Origin of the sequence: Parasphingorhabdus sp. (assembly GCF_041748495.1) — a bacterium.
In the GTDB taxonomy this organism is placed as follows: Bacteria; Pseudomonadota; Alphaproteobacteria; order Sphingomonadales; family Sphingomonadaceae; genus Parasphingorhabdus.
This window is the reverse complement of record NZ_JBGTDD010000162.1, coordinates 1-14,875: the sequence shown is the minus strand read 5'-3', so window position 1 is coordinate 14,875 and position 14,875 is coordinate 1. Positions and strand designations below refer to the sequence as shown.

General features: G+C 58.2%; 17 protein-coding genes. 5 read left to right on the top strand and 12 right to left on the bottom strand.

The window, feature by feature from the left end; all coding sequences use genetic code 11:
- Positions 1–13: 13 nt before the first annotated feature.
- Genes ACEW8J_RS14230 through coxB form a run of 8 tightly spaced genes read right to left on the bottom strand, consistent with a single transcriptional unit; the run spans position 14 to position 6,357 of the window.
- Positions 14–619, bottom strand: coding sequence for an SURF1 family protein (locus ACEW8J_RS14230; RefSeq protein WP_373492302.1), 606 nt, complete (start codon positions 617–619; stop codon positions 14–16).
- Positions 616–1,014, bottom strand: coding sequence for a DUF983 domain-containing protein (locus ACEW8J_RS14225; RefSeq protein WP_373492318.1), 399 nt, complete (start codon positions 1,012–1,014; stop codon positions 616–618). The genes ACEW8J_RS14230 and ACEW8J_RS14225 overlap by 4 nt, the downstream gene beginning before the upstream one ends.
- Positions 1,015–1,017: 3 nt before the next feature.
- Positions 1,018–1,878: a cytochrome c oxidase subunit 3 gene (locus tag ACEW8J_RS14220; RefSeq protein ID WP_373492301.1), complete on the bottom strand. Its 861-nt coding sequence runs from the start codon at positions 1,876–1,878 to the stop codon at positions 1,018–1,020.
- A 31-nt stretch (positions 1,879–1,909) separates the two neighbouring features.
- A complete protein-coding gene (locus ACEW8J_RS14215; RefSeq protein WP_373492300.1) occupies positions 1,910–2,497 on the bottom strand; it encodes a cytochrome c oxidase assembly protein in 588 nt (195 codons plus the stop codon).
- The gene (locus ACEW8J_RS14210) at positions 2,494–2,658 is read right to left on the bottom strand and encodes a hypothetical protein (protein WP_373492299.1); all 165 of its coding nucleotides are present in this window, start codon (positions 2,656–2,658) and stop codon (positions 2,494–2,496) included. Before ACEW8J_RS14210 ends, ACEW8J_RS14215 begins: the two co-directional genes overlap by 4 nt.
- Entirely contained in the window at positions 2,655–3,560 is a 906-nt protein-coding gene (locus ACEW8J_RS14205; protein ID WP_373492298.1) for a heme o synthase, read from the bottom strand. The genes ACEW8J_RS14210 and ACEW8J_RS14205 overlap by 4 nt, the downstream gene beginning before the upstream one ends.
- 32 nt (positions 3,561–3,592) lie before the next feature.
- Positions 3,593–5,254, bottom strand: coding sequence for a cytochrome c oxidase subunit I (ctaD, locus tag ACEW8J_RS14200; protein ID WP_373492297.1), 1,662 nt, complete (start codon positions 5,252–5,254; stop codon positions 3,593–3,595).
- Positions 5,255–5,265: 11 nt separating this feature from the next.
- Complete coding sequence (coxB, locus tag ACEW8J_RS14195) at positions 5,266–6,357, bottom strand: cytochrome c oxidase subunit II (protein ID WP_373492296.1); 1,092 nt, start codon at positions 6,355–6,357, stop codon at positions 5,266–5,268.
- Positions 6,358–6,595: 238 nt separating this feature from the next.
- On the opposite strand from coxB, the gene pyrE reads away from it, so the two are divergent.
- From pyrE to lepB, 5 genes are all read left to right on the top strand, one after another.
- Positions 6,596–7,189, top strand: a complete 594-nt coding sequence (pyrE, locus tag ACEW8J_RS14190) for an orotate phosphoribosyltransferase (RefSeq protein ID WP_373492295.1) — start codon at positions 6,596–6,598, stop codon at positions 7,187–7,189.
- A gap of 2 nt (positions 7,190–7,191) precedes the next feature.
- The gene (locus ACEW8J_RS14185) at positions 7,192–7,920 is read left to right on the top strand and encodes a pyridoxine 5'-phosphate synthase (protein ID WP_373492317.1); all 729 of its coding nucleotides are present in this window, start codon (positions 7,192–7,194) and stop codon (positions 7,918–7,920) included.
- Positions 7,917–8,210: a hypothetical protein gene (locus ACEW8J_RS14180; RefSeq protein ID WP_373492294.1), complete on the top strand. Its 294-nt coding sequence runs from the start codon at positions 7,917–7,919 to the stop codon at positions 8,208–8,210. The genes ACEW8J_RS14185 and ACEW8J_RS14180 overlap by 4 nt, the downstream gene beginning before the upstream one ends.
- A 442-nt stretch (positions 8,211–8,652) precedes the next feature.
- Positions 8,653–9,054: a holo-ACP synthase gene (acpS, locus tag ACEW8J_RS14175; RefSeq protein WP_373492293.1), complete on the top strand. Its 402-nt coding sequence runs from the start codon at positions 8,653–8,655 to the stop codon at positions 9,052–9,054.
- Positions 9,055–9,095: 41 nt separating this feature from the next.
- On the top strand, positions 9,096–9,956 hold the full coding sequence (gene lepB, locus ACEW8J_RS14170; protein ID WP_373492292.1) for a signal peptidase I: 861 nt from the start codon (positions 9,096–9,098) through the stop codon (positions 9,954–9,956).
- Positions 9,957–9,976: 20 nt separating this feature from the next.
- Here the strand turns inward: lepB and argC are convergent, their stop codons facing one another.
- The 4 genes from argC to ACEW8J_RS14150 all read right to left on the bottom strand — a co-directional run bounded on the left by argC (position 9,977) and on the right by ACEW8J_RS14150 (position 14,548).
- On the bottom strand, positions 9,977–10,906 hold the full coding sequence (gene argC, locus ACEW8J_RS14165; protein WP_373492291.1) for an N-acetyl-gamma-glutamyl-phosphate reductase: 930 nt from the start codon (positions 10,904–10,906) through the stop codon (positions 9,977–9,979).
- Positions 10,907–10,914: 8 nt separating this feature from the next.
- On the bottom strand, positions 10,915–11,841 hold the full coding sequence (locus ACEW8J_RS14160) for an NlpC/P60 family protein (protein ID WP_373492290.1): 927 nt from the start codon (positions 11,839–11,841) through the stop codon (positions 10,915–10,917).
- 256 nt (positions 11,842–12,097) lie between these two features.
- Entirely contained in the window at positions 12,098–13,906 is a 1,809-nt protein-coding gene (locus ACEW8J_RS14155) for an SLC13 family permease (RefSeq protein WP_373492289.1), read from the bottom strand.
- A gap of 261 nt (positions 13,907–14,167) precedes the next feature.
- Positions 14,168–14,548 (bottom strand): hypothetical protein, encoded by a 381-nt coding sequence (locus tag ACEW8J_RS14150; RefSeq protein ID WP_373492288.1) that lies wholly within the window; start codon positions 14,546–14,548, stop codon positions 14,168–14,170.
- Positions 14,549–14,875: the final 327 nt, after the last annotated feature.

Genomic DNA, 14,875 nt, shown 5'->3' with positions numbered 1-14,875 from the left:
GATGGCGAGCGGGTTAGGACAAGTTGCCGGATGGAGCAACGCCCTTGTTGCGACCGCGCGCAGCCAGCAGGAAAATGACCAGCGCGATGCCGGCGAAGAGGAACCACTGTACCGCATAGGACAGATGGTTGTTGGGCACATCCTCGAGTGCGGGCGGCTGGCTTTTCTGCAGCCCGGCGACCGGCTCACTGGCGACCAGGCGAATGACATTCTGGCTGTCCGGCGCAATGATGCCATCGACAATCCCGCCCGTCCACTCCGGATCATCCGGTCGCTCCGACCAGCCAGCGACGACTTGCGCGCCCGGTCCTTCAGCGCCTGCGGTCCGGCATTGCGCGATATGCGCCCAGCCCGATTGCCCGCTGGCGCTGCGCCCGCTGGTCGAGCGCCAGCCGACCACTTCCAGACAATTGACGCTGGATTTGCGAAAATAGGGCGCATCGTCCGGATTGGGCACGGCAGGATAAGCGATGGCTGGCATATCCGACGCTGCGGCATATGTAGACAGCAGACTGTTCTTCCATTCCGCGCGCTGCAATTGCCAGACGCCCAGAGCGACCATGATCGCCACCGCGGCCAGAACCAGAATGGTGACAAAGACTGGTAGTCGCTTGATCATCGGCCGTCGCTTTCGTCGATACTGCCTTCACGCGCCTGGTTGCGATGCTCCAGGATCAGCAACAAAGCTTTCGACAGCCGCAGCGACCCGACCACCGCAGCCACGGTCAGCGGCACCCACAGCAGGATATGAACCCACATCGGCGGCTGGAAATTCGCCTCGACCGCCAAAGCCAGGCCGAGGATGATAGCGCCGACGATCAGCGTCAGAAAGGCCGCCGGGCCATCCCCGACATTATATCGGCCATAGTCGAGGCCGCAGGCCCGGCATTTATCCGAGAAGCGCGTCAGATTGGCAAAGAGCGTCTTGTGCCCGCACGCAGGGCAAAGGCCAAAAAGGGCAGCGGGAAGTACATCCGGCTGCCCTTTTTTATTTTCGGTTTGGTGCAACGCGATAGCCTAGTGAACCGGAGCGCCCCAGCCGCCCCAGACATAGATGACGATGAACAGGAACAGCCAGACGACATCGACAAAATGCCAGTACCAGGCGGCCGCTTCAAAACCAAAATGCTGTTGCGGGGTGAAATGCCCCTTATAGGCCCGTGCCAGACAGACGATCAGGAAGATCGTGCCGACCAGAACGTGGAAACCGTGGAAACCGGTCGCCATGTAGAAAGCCGAACTATAGTTGAGGCCAGCGAACGGGAAAGGCGCAACGCTATATTCATAGGCCTGGATCGCCGAGAAAAGTACGCCCAGAATGACCGTCAGCCACAGGCCGGTGATCAGGCCCTTGCGATCACCGTGGATCAGGGAATGGTGAGCCCAGGTCACGGTTGTACCGGAACACAGCAGGATCATCGTGTTGAGCAACGGCAATTCAAAGGCGTTGAGCACTTCGATACCCTTGGGTGGCCATTGCAGCAACGCCGCAGCACCTTCCTGACCAATATAATTGGTGACAACGCCATCAACCAGTTCAAGCGGCTGGGGGAATAGCGAGAAATCGAACCAGGCCCAGAACCAGCCAACGAAGAACATCACTTCCGAGGCAATGAACAGGATCATGCCGTAGCGCAGGTGGAGCTGGACCACCGGCGTATGGTCGCCGGCATGGGCTTCCTTGATCACTTTCGCCCACCAGGCAAAGAAGGTCAGGCCAATAGCGGCAGCACCGGCAAAGAAAATCAGGCCGCCAAAAGCCATGTCGTGCATCCAGCGGATGCCGCCGATGGCCATGATGAACGCGGAAAACGAGCCAACCAGCGGCCAGATATCGGGCGGCAATATATGATAATCATGATTTTTGGCACCGGCCATAATATTTCCCTAACCTTGTCTCAAATTTCTCTTAGCTATCGCCTGCATCGGCGTCCAGCGCCTGCTCGTCCAGGGAACGATAAAAGGTATAGCTGAGCGTGATTTCCTTGATATCTCTCGTTTCCGGATCATCCAGAATCGCCGGATCGACATAATAAAGCACCGGCATCCGCATCGTCTGTCCCGGCTTGAGCAATTGCTCGCTGAAGCAGAAACATTGCACCTTGTTGAAATATTTGCCGGCCAAAAGCGGTGTCACGTTGAATGTCGCGGTCCCGACCACCGGCTGGTCGGAATCATTGGTCGCCAGGAAAATCGCCATGTCACGAGCCCCGACGGTGACCCGGTCAACCGCCTGCTCCGGCTTGAACGACCAGGGCAGCGTCGAATTGACATTGGAATCGAAACGGATCGACATCACCTGTGTGGTGCTCCGGACCGTAGCCGCCTGCGCCTCGCCCACCCGCTGCGTGGTGCCGCCATAGCCGGTCACGCGGCAGAATACCTCGTACAGTGGGACAGCGGCAAAGCCCAGCCCGAGCATGCCCAGCCCCATCAGCGCTGCCAACGTGGCGCTGCGACGTTTCTTGCGGGAAAGTGTGGTGTTTGCAAATGTCATCCGTTTCCAGTCCCGATCTTGACGATCGTAATCAGATAGAAAAGCACCACCATGAAAATCAGCAAGCCGGCCATGATCACCGCCCGCTGCTTTTGCCGGGCCTGATAGGCTTTCTGCTCTTCCGGGCTCATCGGCGCCTTGTTGCTGTCAATTTCGCTCATGCCAATATGCCCCGGTCAGCCACGAGCGCCGCGAACAGCGCAAACAGATACAGGATGGAAAATTTGAACAGCCGTTTCTCTGCCGCCATCTCCCGCGGCTCGACGGTTGTGCTGCGGGCAACCTGCCAGGACAGCGTACAGAAAATCGCGCTCAGCATGACTGCGGCGATGCCATAGATCACGCCAGCCAGGCCAAGAGCGAACGGAGCGATGGCCACCGCCGCCAGCACCAGACTATAGCCGAAGATCTGGTTACGGGTTGACCGTTGACCGGCAACGACCGGCATCATCGGCACACCGGCTTTGGAATAGTCGCTGTTGACGAACAGGGCGAGCGCCCAGAAATGCGGTGGTGTCCAGAAAAAGATGATCGCGAACAGCAACAGCGGCATCATGGTTACATCGCCGGTCACTGCCGCCCAGCCAATCGCCGGCGGGAACGCACCCGCGGCTCCGCCAATCACGATATTCTGCGGCGTGCTGCGCTTCAGCCAGATGGTATAGACGACGGCATAGAAAAAGATCGCGAAAGCCAGAAATATCGCGCTGAACCAGTTGACCGCCACGCCCATCAGCAGAACGGAAAATACCGACAGTCCGATACCGAAATGCAGCGCCGTTTCCCGGTCCATCCGGCCAGCCGGCAACGGTCTTTGGCTGGTCCGCTTCATGACCGCGTCGATATCGGATTCATACCATTGATTGAGCGCAGCCGAAGCCCCTGCCCCCAGGCTGATCGCGAGGATCGCGGTAAAGCCGATAACCGGGTGAATCGATCCCGGTGCCGCCAGCAAACCGCACAGCGCGGTGAAGATGACCAGCGACATCACGCGCGGCTTGGTCAGCGCAAAGAGATCCCTTGCACTGGCCAAGCCCTGTATCGTTTGTGACGCCGTGGTCATGTTTTTTTCCAAGCTTTCGACTGGTCTTCAGATCATTTGATCTGGGGCAGCGTTTCGAACTGGTGGAACGGCGGCGGGCTGGACAGGGTCCATTCCAGCGTCGTGGCACCTTCGCCCCAATAATTGCCTTCCGCCTTCCGGCCAGCCAGCAGCGAGTAGCCGATGTTGACGAAGAAGATCAGCACACCGACCAGCATCACGGCATAGCCGAGCGAACTGATCTGATTCCAGAAGGCAAATTGCTCGGGATAGTCGGCATAGCGACGTGGCATGCCCTGCTGTCCGAGGAAATGCTGCGGGAAGAACAGGATGTTCACACCGATGAAGAAGATCCAGAAATGGAGCTGTCCCAGCAATTCGTTGTACATCCGGCCCGACATTTTCGGGAACCAGTAATAGAAGCCGGCAAAGATCGAGAAGACCGCACCCAGCGACAGCACATAATGGAAGTGAGCGACCACATAATAAGTGTCATGGAGATTGTCATCAATGCCGCCGTTGGCCAGCACGACGCCGGTCACACCGCCGACGGTGAACATGAAGATGAAACCAAGCGCCCACATCATCGGTGTCTTGAACGACATCGATCCGCCCCACATTGTCGCGATCCAGGAGAAGATCTTGATGCCGGTCGGCACCGCAATCACCATCGTCGCCGCAGTGAAATACATTTTCACGTTAACCGACATGCCGGTGGTGAACATATGGTGCGCCCAGACCACAAAGCCGACCACGCCAATGGCCACCATGGCATAAGCCATGCCCAGAGAACCGAAGACCGGCTTGCGGCTGAACGTCGCCACGATATGGCTGATCATGCCGAAACCGGGCAGGATCATGATATAGACTTCGGGATGGCCGAAGAACCAGAACAGATGCTGATAGAGCACCGGATCACCACCACCAGCGGCATCAAAGAAAGCCGTGCCGAAATTCCGGTCGGTCAGCAGCATCGTGATTGCCGCAGCAAGCACGGGCAGCGCCAGCAGCAACAGGAATGCCGTGACCAGCACCGACCAGACGAACAAGGGCATTTTGTGCAGGGTCATGCCTGGCGCACGCATGTTGAAGATGGTTGTGATGAAGTTGATTGCCCCGAGAATCGAGGAAGCACCGGCGAGGTGAAGCGAGAGAATCGCCATGTCCACTGCCGGACCCACCGATCCACTCGTCGCTAGCGGCGCGTAGACCGTCCAGCCGGTACCGGCACCATTGCCGGTGCCGCCGGGAACGAAAGAAGATCCGAGAAGCAACAGAAAGGCAGGGACCAGCAGCCAGAAGCTGACATTGTTCATCCGCGGGAAGGCCATGTCCGGCGCGCCGATCATCAGCGGTACGAACCAGTTGCCAAAACCACCGATCATTGCCGGCATGACCATGAAGAAGACCATGATCAGGCCGTGCGCCGTGATCAGCACATTCCACAAATGATAAGCCTGATCCAGCGACGCTTCGCCACCGTTGGAAATGCTCGCCCACGCCTGCAGATATTGGATGCCCGGCTCGGCCAGTTCGAGACGCATCAAACCGGAAATGGCACCGCCAATGATGCCCGCAACAATTGCGAAAATCAGATAGAGGGTGCCGATATCCTTGTGGTTGGTCGACATGAACCAGCGCTGGAAAAAGGCTGGCTTGTGATCCGCATCATGCGCGTGATCATCGATATGGCCATCTGCTGTGATTGTTGTCATTGCTCTAACCCTTATTGCGTAACTGGCGCAGGAGCAGCCGGTGCGGCCGATCCGTTGGAATTTGCAGGCACCATTTCCGGCGCTACCACGGTCGAGGTTTCTTCTTCTGCACCACGACCTTCGGCGCTGACTTCATTCAATGCCGCCTGGCCTTGCGGCGTTCCGCCATTGGCACGAACCCAATCGTTGAATTTTTCTTCGGAAAGAACCTCGACCGTGATCGGCATGAAGCCGTGGCGCGCGCCGCACAGCTCCGAACATTGACCATAATATACGCCCTCGCGGTCGATCTGCAGGACCTTTTCATTGATCCGCCCCGGTACCGCATCAAGCTTGAACCATGCCGAAGGAATGGCGAAGCTGTGGATGACGTCCGCTGCGGTGATCAGCAGCTTGACCGGCTTGCCGACGGGAATGACCATGCGGTTGTCGGCGGCCAGCAGAAAGGGTTCGCCGCGTGCTTCGGCTTCTTCTTGCGTCAGCATGTTGGAAATCACTTCGAAGTCGCCATTGTCGGGATAGCTATAGCCCCAATACCACTGATATCCGGTGACCTTCACGGTCAGCGCATCTTCCGGAGCCGGCTCGAACTGCTGCGCCAGCAGGCTGATCGACGGTACCGCGATGACCACAAGGATCAATACCGGGACCACTGTCCAGATAATTTCGATGAATGTATTATGCGTAGTTTTCGAAGGTTCGGGATTGGCACCACGGCGGAAACGATAGACCACCCAGAACAGCAGGAACAGCACCAGCAAGCTGACGCCAAACATCATCGGCACCAGGATCGCATTGTTGATCCAGTGCGCGGTTTGGCCGGTTTCGCTGAACTGTTGCTGGAAATCGATGCCGCCATCGACCGGCATACCGATGCCCGGTGTCGGCTTCATCGGGGTATAGAGCGCAGGATCAAGTCCACTCGGTGCGGCCTCGCTGGTTGCCGCTGCCCCGGCTTCGGCACCAGCCGGTGCCAGCGGATCACCAGCAGGGGTCGCAAGTTCCACATCCGGTGCCGCAGGCAAAGCGTCCTGGGCCGACAAAGCAGTCGGCGTCAGAATCAGGCCGATAGCCAAAATCCAAACTTTAACAAAATGAGTCATAAATTGCTCAACCCTATCTTACCCCAAGTTTCGGTAGTTTTCCGGCGTTGGCTCAACAAATGGAATCAGCGAGCCCGACCTGAATTAGTCCGATTTGGGCGGCTTATAGGCATGGTTGCCGCAAGCCTCAAGCTACCGAATAGATATTTTTTCAGTTTTTTGGCTTTAATTTTTCTGGCAATGCGGCGGCAATATGGCCATTTGGGCAAACGGAAGCCAAACAGCGCGGGATGACATAGTGACAGACGCAGAAATTTTAGCCGAATTCCGTAGCAGCGACGCCTTGCTCGAAGGCCATTTCATCCTCTCTTCCGGCCGCCACAGCGGAAAATATCTGCAATGCGCACGGCTGCTGATGAATCCGGCACGAGCCGCAAAGATGGCTGCGGCCCTGGCCGACAAAATCCCCCGGAATATCCGCCGCTCGATTGATATCGTCGTCTCGCCGGCGATGGGCGGCGTGATTATCGGTCATGAAATGGGGCGAGCGCTCGGTCTCGATGCCTTGTTTCTCGAGCGGCCCGAAGGCACGTTTGAACTGCGCCGCGGTTTTCGGCTGGAGCCCGGCCAGAAAGTATTGATGATGGAAGATGTGGTGACCACCGGCCTGTCCTCGCGCGAAGCGATTGAAGCGATCCGCGATGCAGGGGGCAAGGTCATTGCCGCCGGCGCATTGATCGACCGGTCGAATGGTGCAGCGCAATTTGACGTGCCCTTCTTCCCGCTGGTGACGCTGGATGTGCCCTCTTATGCCGCCGATGATCTCCCCCCCGAACTGGCTGCCACCCCTGCTTCCAAGCCCGGCAGCCGCGCCAAAATGCCGGCGGCGTGAACATTTCGCATCCCCTCCGGCTCGGCGTCAATATCGACCATGTCGCCACGATCCGCAACGCCCGGGGCGGCGATCATCCGCAACCGGTGCGTGCGGCGCTGATGGCGGCCGAAGCCGGTGCCGACGGGATTACCGCCCATTTGCGCGAAGACCGGCGTCATATTCGCGATGATGATTTGACCATCCTGATCGACAGTCTGACCATCCCGCTGAACCTGGAAATGGCGGCAACCGACGAGATGCTGAAGATCGCCCTTCGCCACAAGCCGCATGCCGCCTGCATCGTGCCGGAAAATCGGGCAGAGCGGACCACGGAAGGCGGGCTGGATGCGGCGGGCATGCACAACAGGCTGGCTGATTTTGTCGGCCAGCTGAAAGAAGCAAATATCCGGGTCAGCCTGTTCATCGAACCCGACCCGCGCCAGATCGAGGCCGCGATCCGGCTCGGCGCGCCGGTCGTCGAGTTTCACACCGGCCATTATGCCGACGTCAGCGGTAGCGAGCGCGAAGCCGAGCTGCGCCGGATCGCCGATGCCGCTGCCCTGGCAGCGAAAAACGGCATCGAACCCCATGCCGGGCACGGGCTGACCTTCGACAATGTCGTCCCGATCGCCGCAATCCCGCAGCTGAAGGAACTGAACATCGGCCATTTCCTGATCGGCGAGGCAATTTTCAGCGGCCTCGACGAGAGCATCCGCCAGATGCGCGCGCTGATGGATGATGCGCGATGATCAAGGCCAAGCGACCTTTTTGGCCATTGATTGCGATGTCCGTTTGGTATGGATTGCTAATTCCCAGTGCGTTTGTCCGCGTGACCATGGGGATTAACTATTCCGGATCCCAGACCATTGACCAAGCACCTTCACTGGCGCAATTGCGAATTTTCGGACCATTCGTGGTTTGTTGCATCCTGGCGATTACGTCTTTTGCCTTTTTCATCCGAGGTTCGACGATTGCCGCACTGACCGTTCTCTCAATTTCTATATTGTCGGTCGTGCTTTTCTATACGGTATTGATCTGAAATGAACACGCGATGATCATAGGCCTCGGCTCCGACTTTCTGATCGGCGGAACGATTTTCAGCAGTTGCTACCGCAGGAACCGCCTGTTGAGCGCCCTGATGGATAACGCCCGGTGATGGAACAAACTCCAATATCTCGTCGAACGATCAACAAAACTCTATGGATCTTGGCATTTGGTATGTTTGCCCTACTTTTGATATACTCCCTAGGCATAATGTCCGTTATCGGATTCGCTTGGGAGCTACGTCCATGGTGGCACAACCTGCTACTTTTCATGCTTTTCTGTGTAGTTCCGCTTATTGTTAGCGGTAGATTATTACTCCTCGCTTCAGAATCGCGAACGAGTCATGACAATCGTTGCGAGATCCGGCAACTTTCTCAGTCACTCGCTGTCTTTCCAGTGGTTGTGGCCATCAACATCGGTTGGGGATTAATTTAGAAATGATCATCGGCCTCGGCTCAGACCTCTGCAATATCGAGCGGATCCAGAATTCGCTCGACCGCTTTGGCGAGCGTTTCGAGATGCGTGTCTTCACCGAGCTGGAACGCGCCAAGGCCCGCCGCCGTCCCTTCACCATCGCCGGCACCTATGCCAAGCGCTTTGCCGCCAAGGAAGCTTACGCCAAAGCCGTCGGCACCGGCTTTCGCGCCGGTGTCTTCATGAAGGATATCGGCGTCATCAATGCGAAGAGCGGCGCGCCCACCCTGGCTCTCACCGGCGGCGCGAAAAAACGCCTCGACGCGCTGACTCCGGCAGGATATGAGACCTTTGTTCATCTCACACTCACCGACGATCATCCATGGGCGCAGGCTTTCGTGATCATTGAAGCCCATCCGCTTTAGAACACGCGCATCGCATGGACCAGGACACCGAAGATAAAAATATGGCATTAGAAAATACCGCCGACCGCAAGTCCAGCGAAGACAAGGAAAAGACCGACTGGATCGGCGAGGCCAAGAGCATCGCCTTGCTGTTGCTCGCCGTGCTCGCCTTCCACAGTCTGGTTGCCAAGCCCTTTTACATTCCATCGGTATCGATGATGCCCGGCCTGCTCGTCGGTGACCGGCTGATCGTCAGCAAATATGCCTATGGCTGGTCCTGGGTGTCACCCACCTTCCACATCGTGCCGCGCGTGTCGGGCCGACTGTTTGGCGCCATGCCGGAACGCGGCGATGTCGTGATCCTGACGCCCCGCGACCAGAGCAGCGACTATATCAAGCGGGTGATCGGCATGCCCGGCGACACGATCGAATTGCGCGGCGGCCAGCTATTCCTCAACGGCATTGCGGTCAGTCAGGATGTGCAACCGGACCTGCAAATACCGATCGACGCCAATTCGCCATGCGGCACAAATGAATTTCCCGGCGCACGGGGCACGGACGCGAACGGCAATCCGGTCTGCAGCCTGCCGATCCTGCGCGAAACCCTGCCCAACGGCGTCAGCTACGATATCATCGATCTCGGCCCGCAATATACCGATGACATGGCTCTGCTCGAAATACCAGAAGGGGAATATTTCCTGCTCGGCGACAACCGCGATCTCAGCGCAGACAGCCGGGTGGCCAGTCCGCTTGGCCTTGGCGGTTCCATCCCCTGGGAGAATATCGGCGGACGGGCGGAGTTCATCACCTTCTCGCTCGATGGCACGACCACGCTCAATCCGCTGACATGGCTTGGCGCCTTCCGCAGCGGACGGGCCTTCAGCAGCCTCCGCCCCGACAAGGCAGTCACAACCGCCGAATAATCAGCGCATAAGCAAAGCTTTTAGAGCCGCAGCCCTGCGGTTTCGTCCAGCCCGGCCATGATATTGAGATTCTGGACCGCCGCGCCCGACGCACCCTTGCCGAGATTGTCCAGCCGCGCGATCAGCCGGGCATGATAGCCGCCGGCATTGTCGCAGACGAACAGCTCCAGCCGGTCGGTCGGGGCATCGCCTTCGCTGATCAGCAGCTCCTGCAATCCGGAACCGCTCTGCACCGAAACAATCGGTGATCCGGCATAGAAGCCGCTCAGCTCCGCCAGCAGCCGCTCTGCCTGCATTCCGCCCATGGCTCCCAGATGCAGCGGCACCTCGACCAGCATCCCGCGAAAGGCGCGGATCACCGACGGCGCGAAAATGACATCATGGATCAGCCCGCCATGGACCTTCATCTCCGGCATATGCTTGTGGTCGAGATTCAGCCCATAGCTGCGAAAACCCAGATCGGGCTCCGCCGCGAAACGCTCGATCAGCGCCTTGCCGCCACCGGAATAGCCGGACACCGCATTCATCACATAGGGCCAGTCCGCCGGCAACAGCCCGCGCGCGATCAAGGGCGCGACCAGCGCCAGAAAGCCGGTCGGATAGCAGCCCGGATTGGACACGAAACGCGCCCCGGCGATCGCATCGCGCTGGCCCTCGCGAAATTCGGCAAAACCATAGGCCCAGCCGTCCGCCACCCGGTGCGCGGTTGAGGCATCGATGACACGCGTGCGGTCATTGTCGATCAGCGCCACCGCTTCGATCGCCGCATCGTCGGGCAGGCAGAGGATAACAAAATCGCTGTCGTTAATCGCGCCGCGCCGCGCCGCCAGATCCTTGCGCTGCGCCTCGGGCAGCTCGATCAGCGAAAATTCGCCACGCCCGGCAAGCCGTTCGGCAATCTCCAGTCCGGTCGTACCGACCGCGCCATCGATGAAAACAGTCTGCGTCATGGCCAGCCTCAGGACAGCCGTTTGCGCGCCAGTACCGGCTGTTCGCTATCGGCGGCAAAACGCGCCACGACGTCCGCCAGGGATTCGATCGAAACCTGCATCATGAATGAATTGGCATGAACGATCCGGTCCTTGTCGATCATCAGGCCGACATGGTTGGGGAAGAACACCAGATCGCCGCGCCGCAGCTCCTCGCCGTCGGCAATCTCCTCGCCCAGCGCCAACAGCTGCTGATCGCTGTCGCGCGGCGCCGCAACGCCGGTCAACATCAGGATCATCTGGACCAGACCGGAACAATCCAGCCCGTCGCCGCTCCGGCCACCCCAGAGATAGGGCGCGCCGATCAATTGTTCGGCCAGCGCCGCCGTGCCGTTGCTGCCGTCAAACACCACCTTGGTGCCGATCGGCTGCACGTGGCGGACATGGACAAAGCCCTTGCCGGTCTTCAGAAAATAGCCGCAGGCGCTGATCTCGCCACAGGCAATCCGCGCGCCCATCGGCAGCCGCTTCATCACCCCCGATTTGAAATCCGGCTCGATGAATATAAACGCCGCCCGGGCACAGACCACATGGGTCGGCTCCGGCGTCTTTTTCTGATGCTGCAGCGCATGGACCGGGACATAGCCGACATAGCGGTCATGGCCGCAATAGCCCCAGGCCCAGTCTCCGGCGATATCCAGCACATGGAAATCCTCGCCGTGCAGCAATTCGGAGACCGCTTCATGATCCTTGCCACCCTGCCTGCGGAGCATCGCCTTGGGCGCGGAACAGCGCATCGGCATCGGCGCGGCATAATGCGGTGCGAACAGCTTGCCGGCCAGCGCGATATCGGCAAGATCGCCGCGATGCGCGGTGATCCGCGGATCGAATTCCTCTTCCGGACCAATCAGCGCGAATTTCGCGTGCGCGCCTGTATCTGCAACTTTCATGTCCATGCGTAAAGAAATCCCAATAGCGATAAAATGCCAGTCACTTAGCGGCCTGAGCGCCATATTACAAAGCGATGACAATTGAGCGCCTTTAAACGACCTGGGGGAGTTTAATCAAGCGGTGTCGCTGATGGGTGGTATCAGGGTGGGAATTTCCGCTATTGGGTGGTTTGCGGAACGACAGATATTTCGGCGCCAGGGTAGCGAAGCGGTCGTTAGAATACGGCCATTCAACGGCCTCCTGTGCGACTGGTCAGGCAAATCAAATCAATATGCTTATGGCCAAACAGCTTGCGATACCGACGAAAAAGTTCATTGGCAGACCAATCTTCACGAAGTCCATGAAGCGGTAATTGGCTGCGCCATAAACCAGCGTGTTGGTTTGATAACCGATGGGTGTCGCGAAGCTGGCACTGGCTCCGAACATTACGGCGACGACGAGCTGCCTCGGGTCGATACCAATTACTTGAGCAAGGCCGATTGCAATGGGGGTCATGATCACAGCCACAGCATTGTTTGTAACAGTTTCGGTTAGCACACTGGTGATCGCGTAAACGGCAAGTAGCAGCACCAATGGAGAAAGCCGAACCATGAAGGGTTCCAGCGTCTGGACGATCAGATCTACCGTGCCGGCATTCTCCAGCCCTTTGCCGAAGGCCAGCATACCGAAGATCAGGACCAGGGTACTGCCGTCGATCGTTCCCCAGGCTTCCTCCGGCTCGATACACCGGGTAAGCAACACGACGCCGACCCCGGCGAGAGCGAGCCCCTCGATAGGGAAACCCGCCGTTGCCGCAAGGATGACCACGCCCGCCAGTGTGGCAATGGCGATGGGTGCCCGCACACGCCGGAATCCGCGCACGGGCGCTTCGCTTACGTCGGTCAGGCCTACGTTGGATTGCAGGCTTTGCGCCGCATCGCTGCCTGCGGCGATCAGCAGTCGGTCGCCCGCGCGCACCCGCACATCGGCGAGGTTCGGACCGGCCAGATGTCGCGGTCGCGAAAGGCCGAGGACGCGCACCTTGAGACGGGAGAGTAGCGGGATTTCTGCCAGCCTGCGTCCGATGATCGGGTGAGAAGGCGATATTACCGCTTCAACCATCCGCAGGTCGGCAGGTCTCGATGGTCCGGCCGTAGAGACACCGCCGCCTACTCCTGTAAGCCCGGTGCGGAAGTCAGCGGCTTCTGCGAGCGACGCGAGTTCTGTCGGACTGGCGGCGACAATCAATTGGTCGCCCGCTTTGAGCACCCAGTTCTTGAAACTTTTCCGCACGATTGTCTTGCCGCGCTGCATACCCAGAACCCGAATTCCTGGCCTTCGGTAAAAGGTTGTTCCAACAAGCTTCCGGCCGATCAGCGGACTTGTTGCAGCGAGCGTGAGATGAGAGAGATAACTGTCGCTCTCCCCCTGTTCGTCGATGGCATGAGCAGGTCGGTCGGGTAGCAGGAAGCGGGCGGTAACGGCAAGCAGCAGGAGCCCGGCGGCTGCGGTAACCAGCCCAACCCCGGTGATCTCGAAGATACCAAATGGTGCAAGCCCCTGTTCCTGGGCCACGCCGTCAACCAGCAGGTTGGTCGAGGTGCCGATCAGTGTCAGCGTCCCGCCCAGAATCGATATGTAGGAAAGCGGGATCAAGAGCTTTGTCGCTGCCACACCGAGCACCCGTGCGAGGCGCTGAACTATTGGAATCATAACGATCACGACCGGCGTGTTGTTCATGAAAGCCGAGGCAATTAATGTCCCGGCAGTGATTTCTGCGACCGCCAGCTTCGGTTTGCGTGCCGTGCGCCGGATGATCCAGCCCAAAATCTCTTCCAACGCGCCAGTTCGCAGCAGGGCGCCTGACAAGATGAACATCGCAGCGATGGTTACGGGTGCAGAATTGCCGAAAACGCCGAGAAGTTCCCGCACAGGAAGAAAACCGAGCACCATCATGGCTAGACCGCCCAGCACCGCGATAACAACGGGCGGCCGCCGTTCCATGACGAATGCCGTGAAAACAGCCAAGAGCAGGATCAGCCCGATCTGGGGGGCGTAAGCCCCGGTAAAGACAGCAATAGATTCGAGCATTCGAGCGATATATCCGGCGCCATTTGGTAACGCTACAAATTTGAGCGGCGCCTGGATGAATTTTCGCCAGGTTGGCAGATATCCGCCAGATTCCGGCGCTCTAATTCCCAAAACCCAGTGGTTCGGCTCAGAGAAGATCCAGCCATCGCAAGGCACAGCAACATTCAGGGCGCCAGCGTTGCTCTCGCCTGTCAATCAAGCTGGGTCGCCGGTGGGTCGGGTTTGGGTAGGTTTCCGCGGTTTTGGGAAACGGAGGTTTCATCAGGCATCCCCATTGCAGAAAGCAGATACAAGTGTTTCGGTCAGGAGATGGTAACGGACGTTGAAGACCGAGCAACCGCCGTCCATTACCATCGGAACATCAGACGGCGCGACCCAATATGTCTCACCGGCCCGTCCTTCAAGCGGTTCAGAGGCTTCGTTCGCAAACAAATAGGTCCCTATGACGTAATCTTCGTTTTCGTGGAAATAGAAGCGTGCGTAGCGATCAAGTTCAACTTCGGGATGCGTCGCAATCACCTGCGCCTCGATAGCGGTTGAAAGCACGTTGTCCGTGGAAGACGGCGGCTCGGCTTCCACTTTATCACAGCCTGAATTAAGCAATAAGAGTGACGCAAATATGAAGCGATATTCTATTACCATCAGGAACAAATCCTACTTAACTGGAACGTCCGCAAGTGGGTCGCTAGCGGCTGGTCTACTTTTAGTGCTCAATCAGGAAACTGCCAAATGACTGATTATGGGTGGGTAGCGGTCTGACCGCTTTTAAGCACCAACTATGGATAGCGGACGTTAGCATCCCATCATCCTGCATGCTTGTGGGCAGCTTGACCTATCCCACAATCCGCTTGAAGGCTTCCTTGTGCTTGTCGACAAAATGATGTTTCAACGCGCCTAGAATATGCGCGCCCAAGATGATGTACACCAAATATTGCAACAGATATTTGTGTAGCAATCCCCACAAAATAT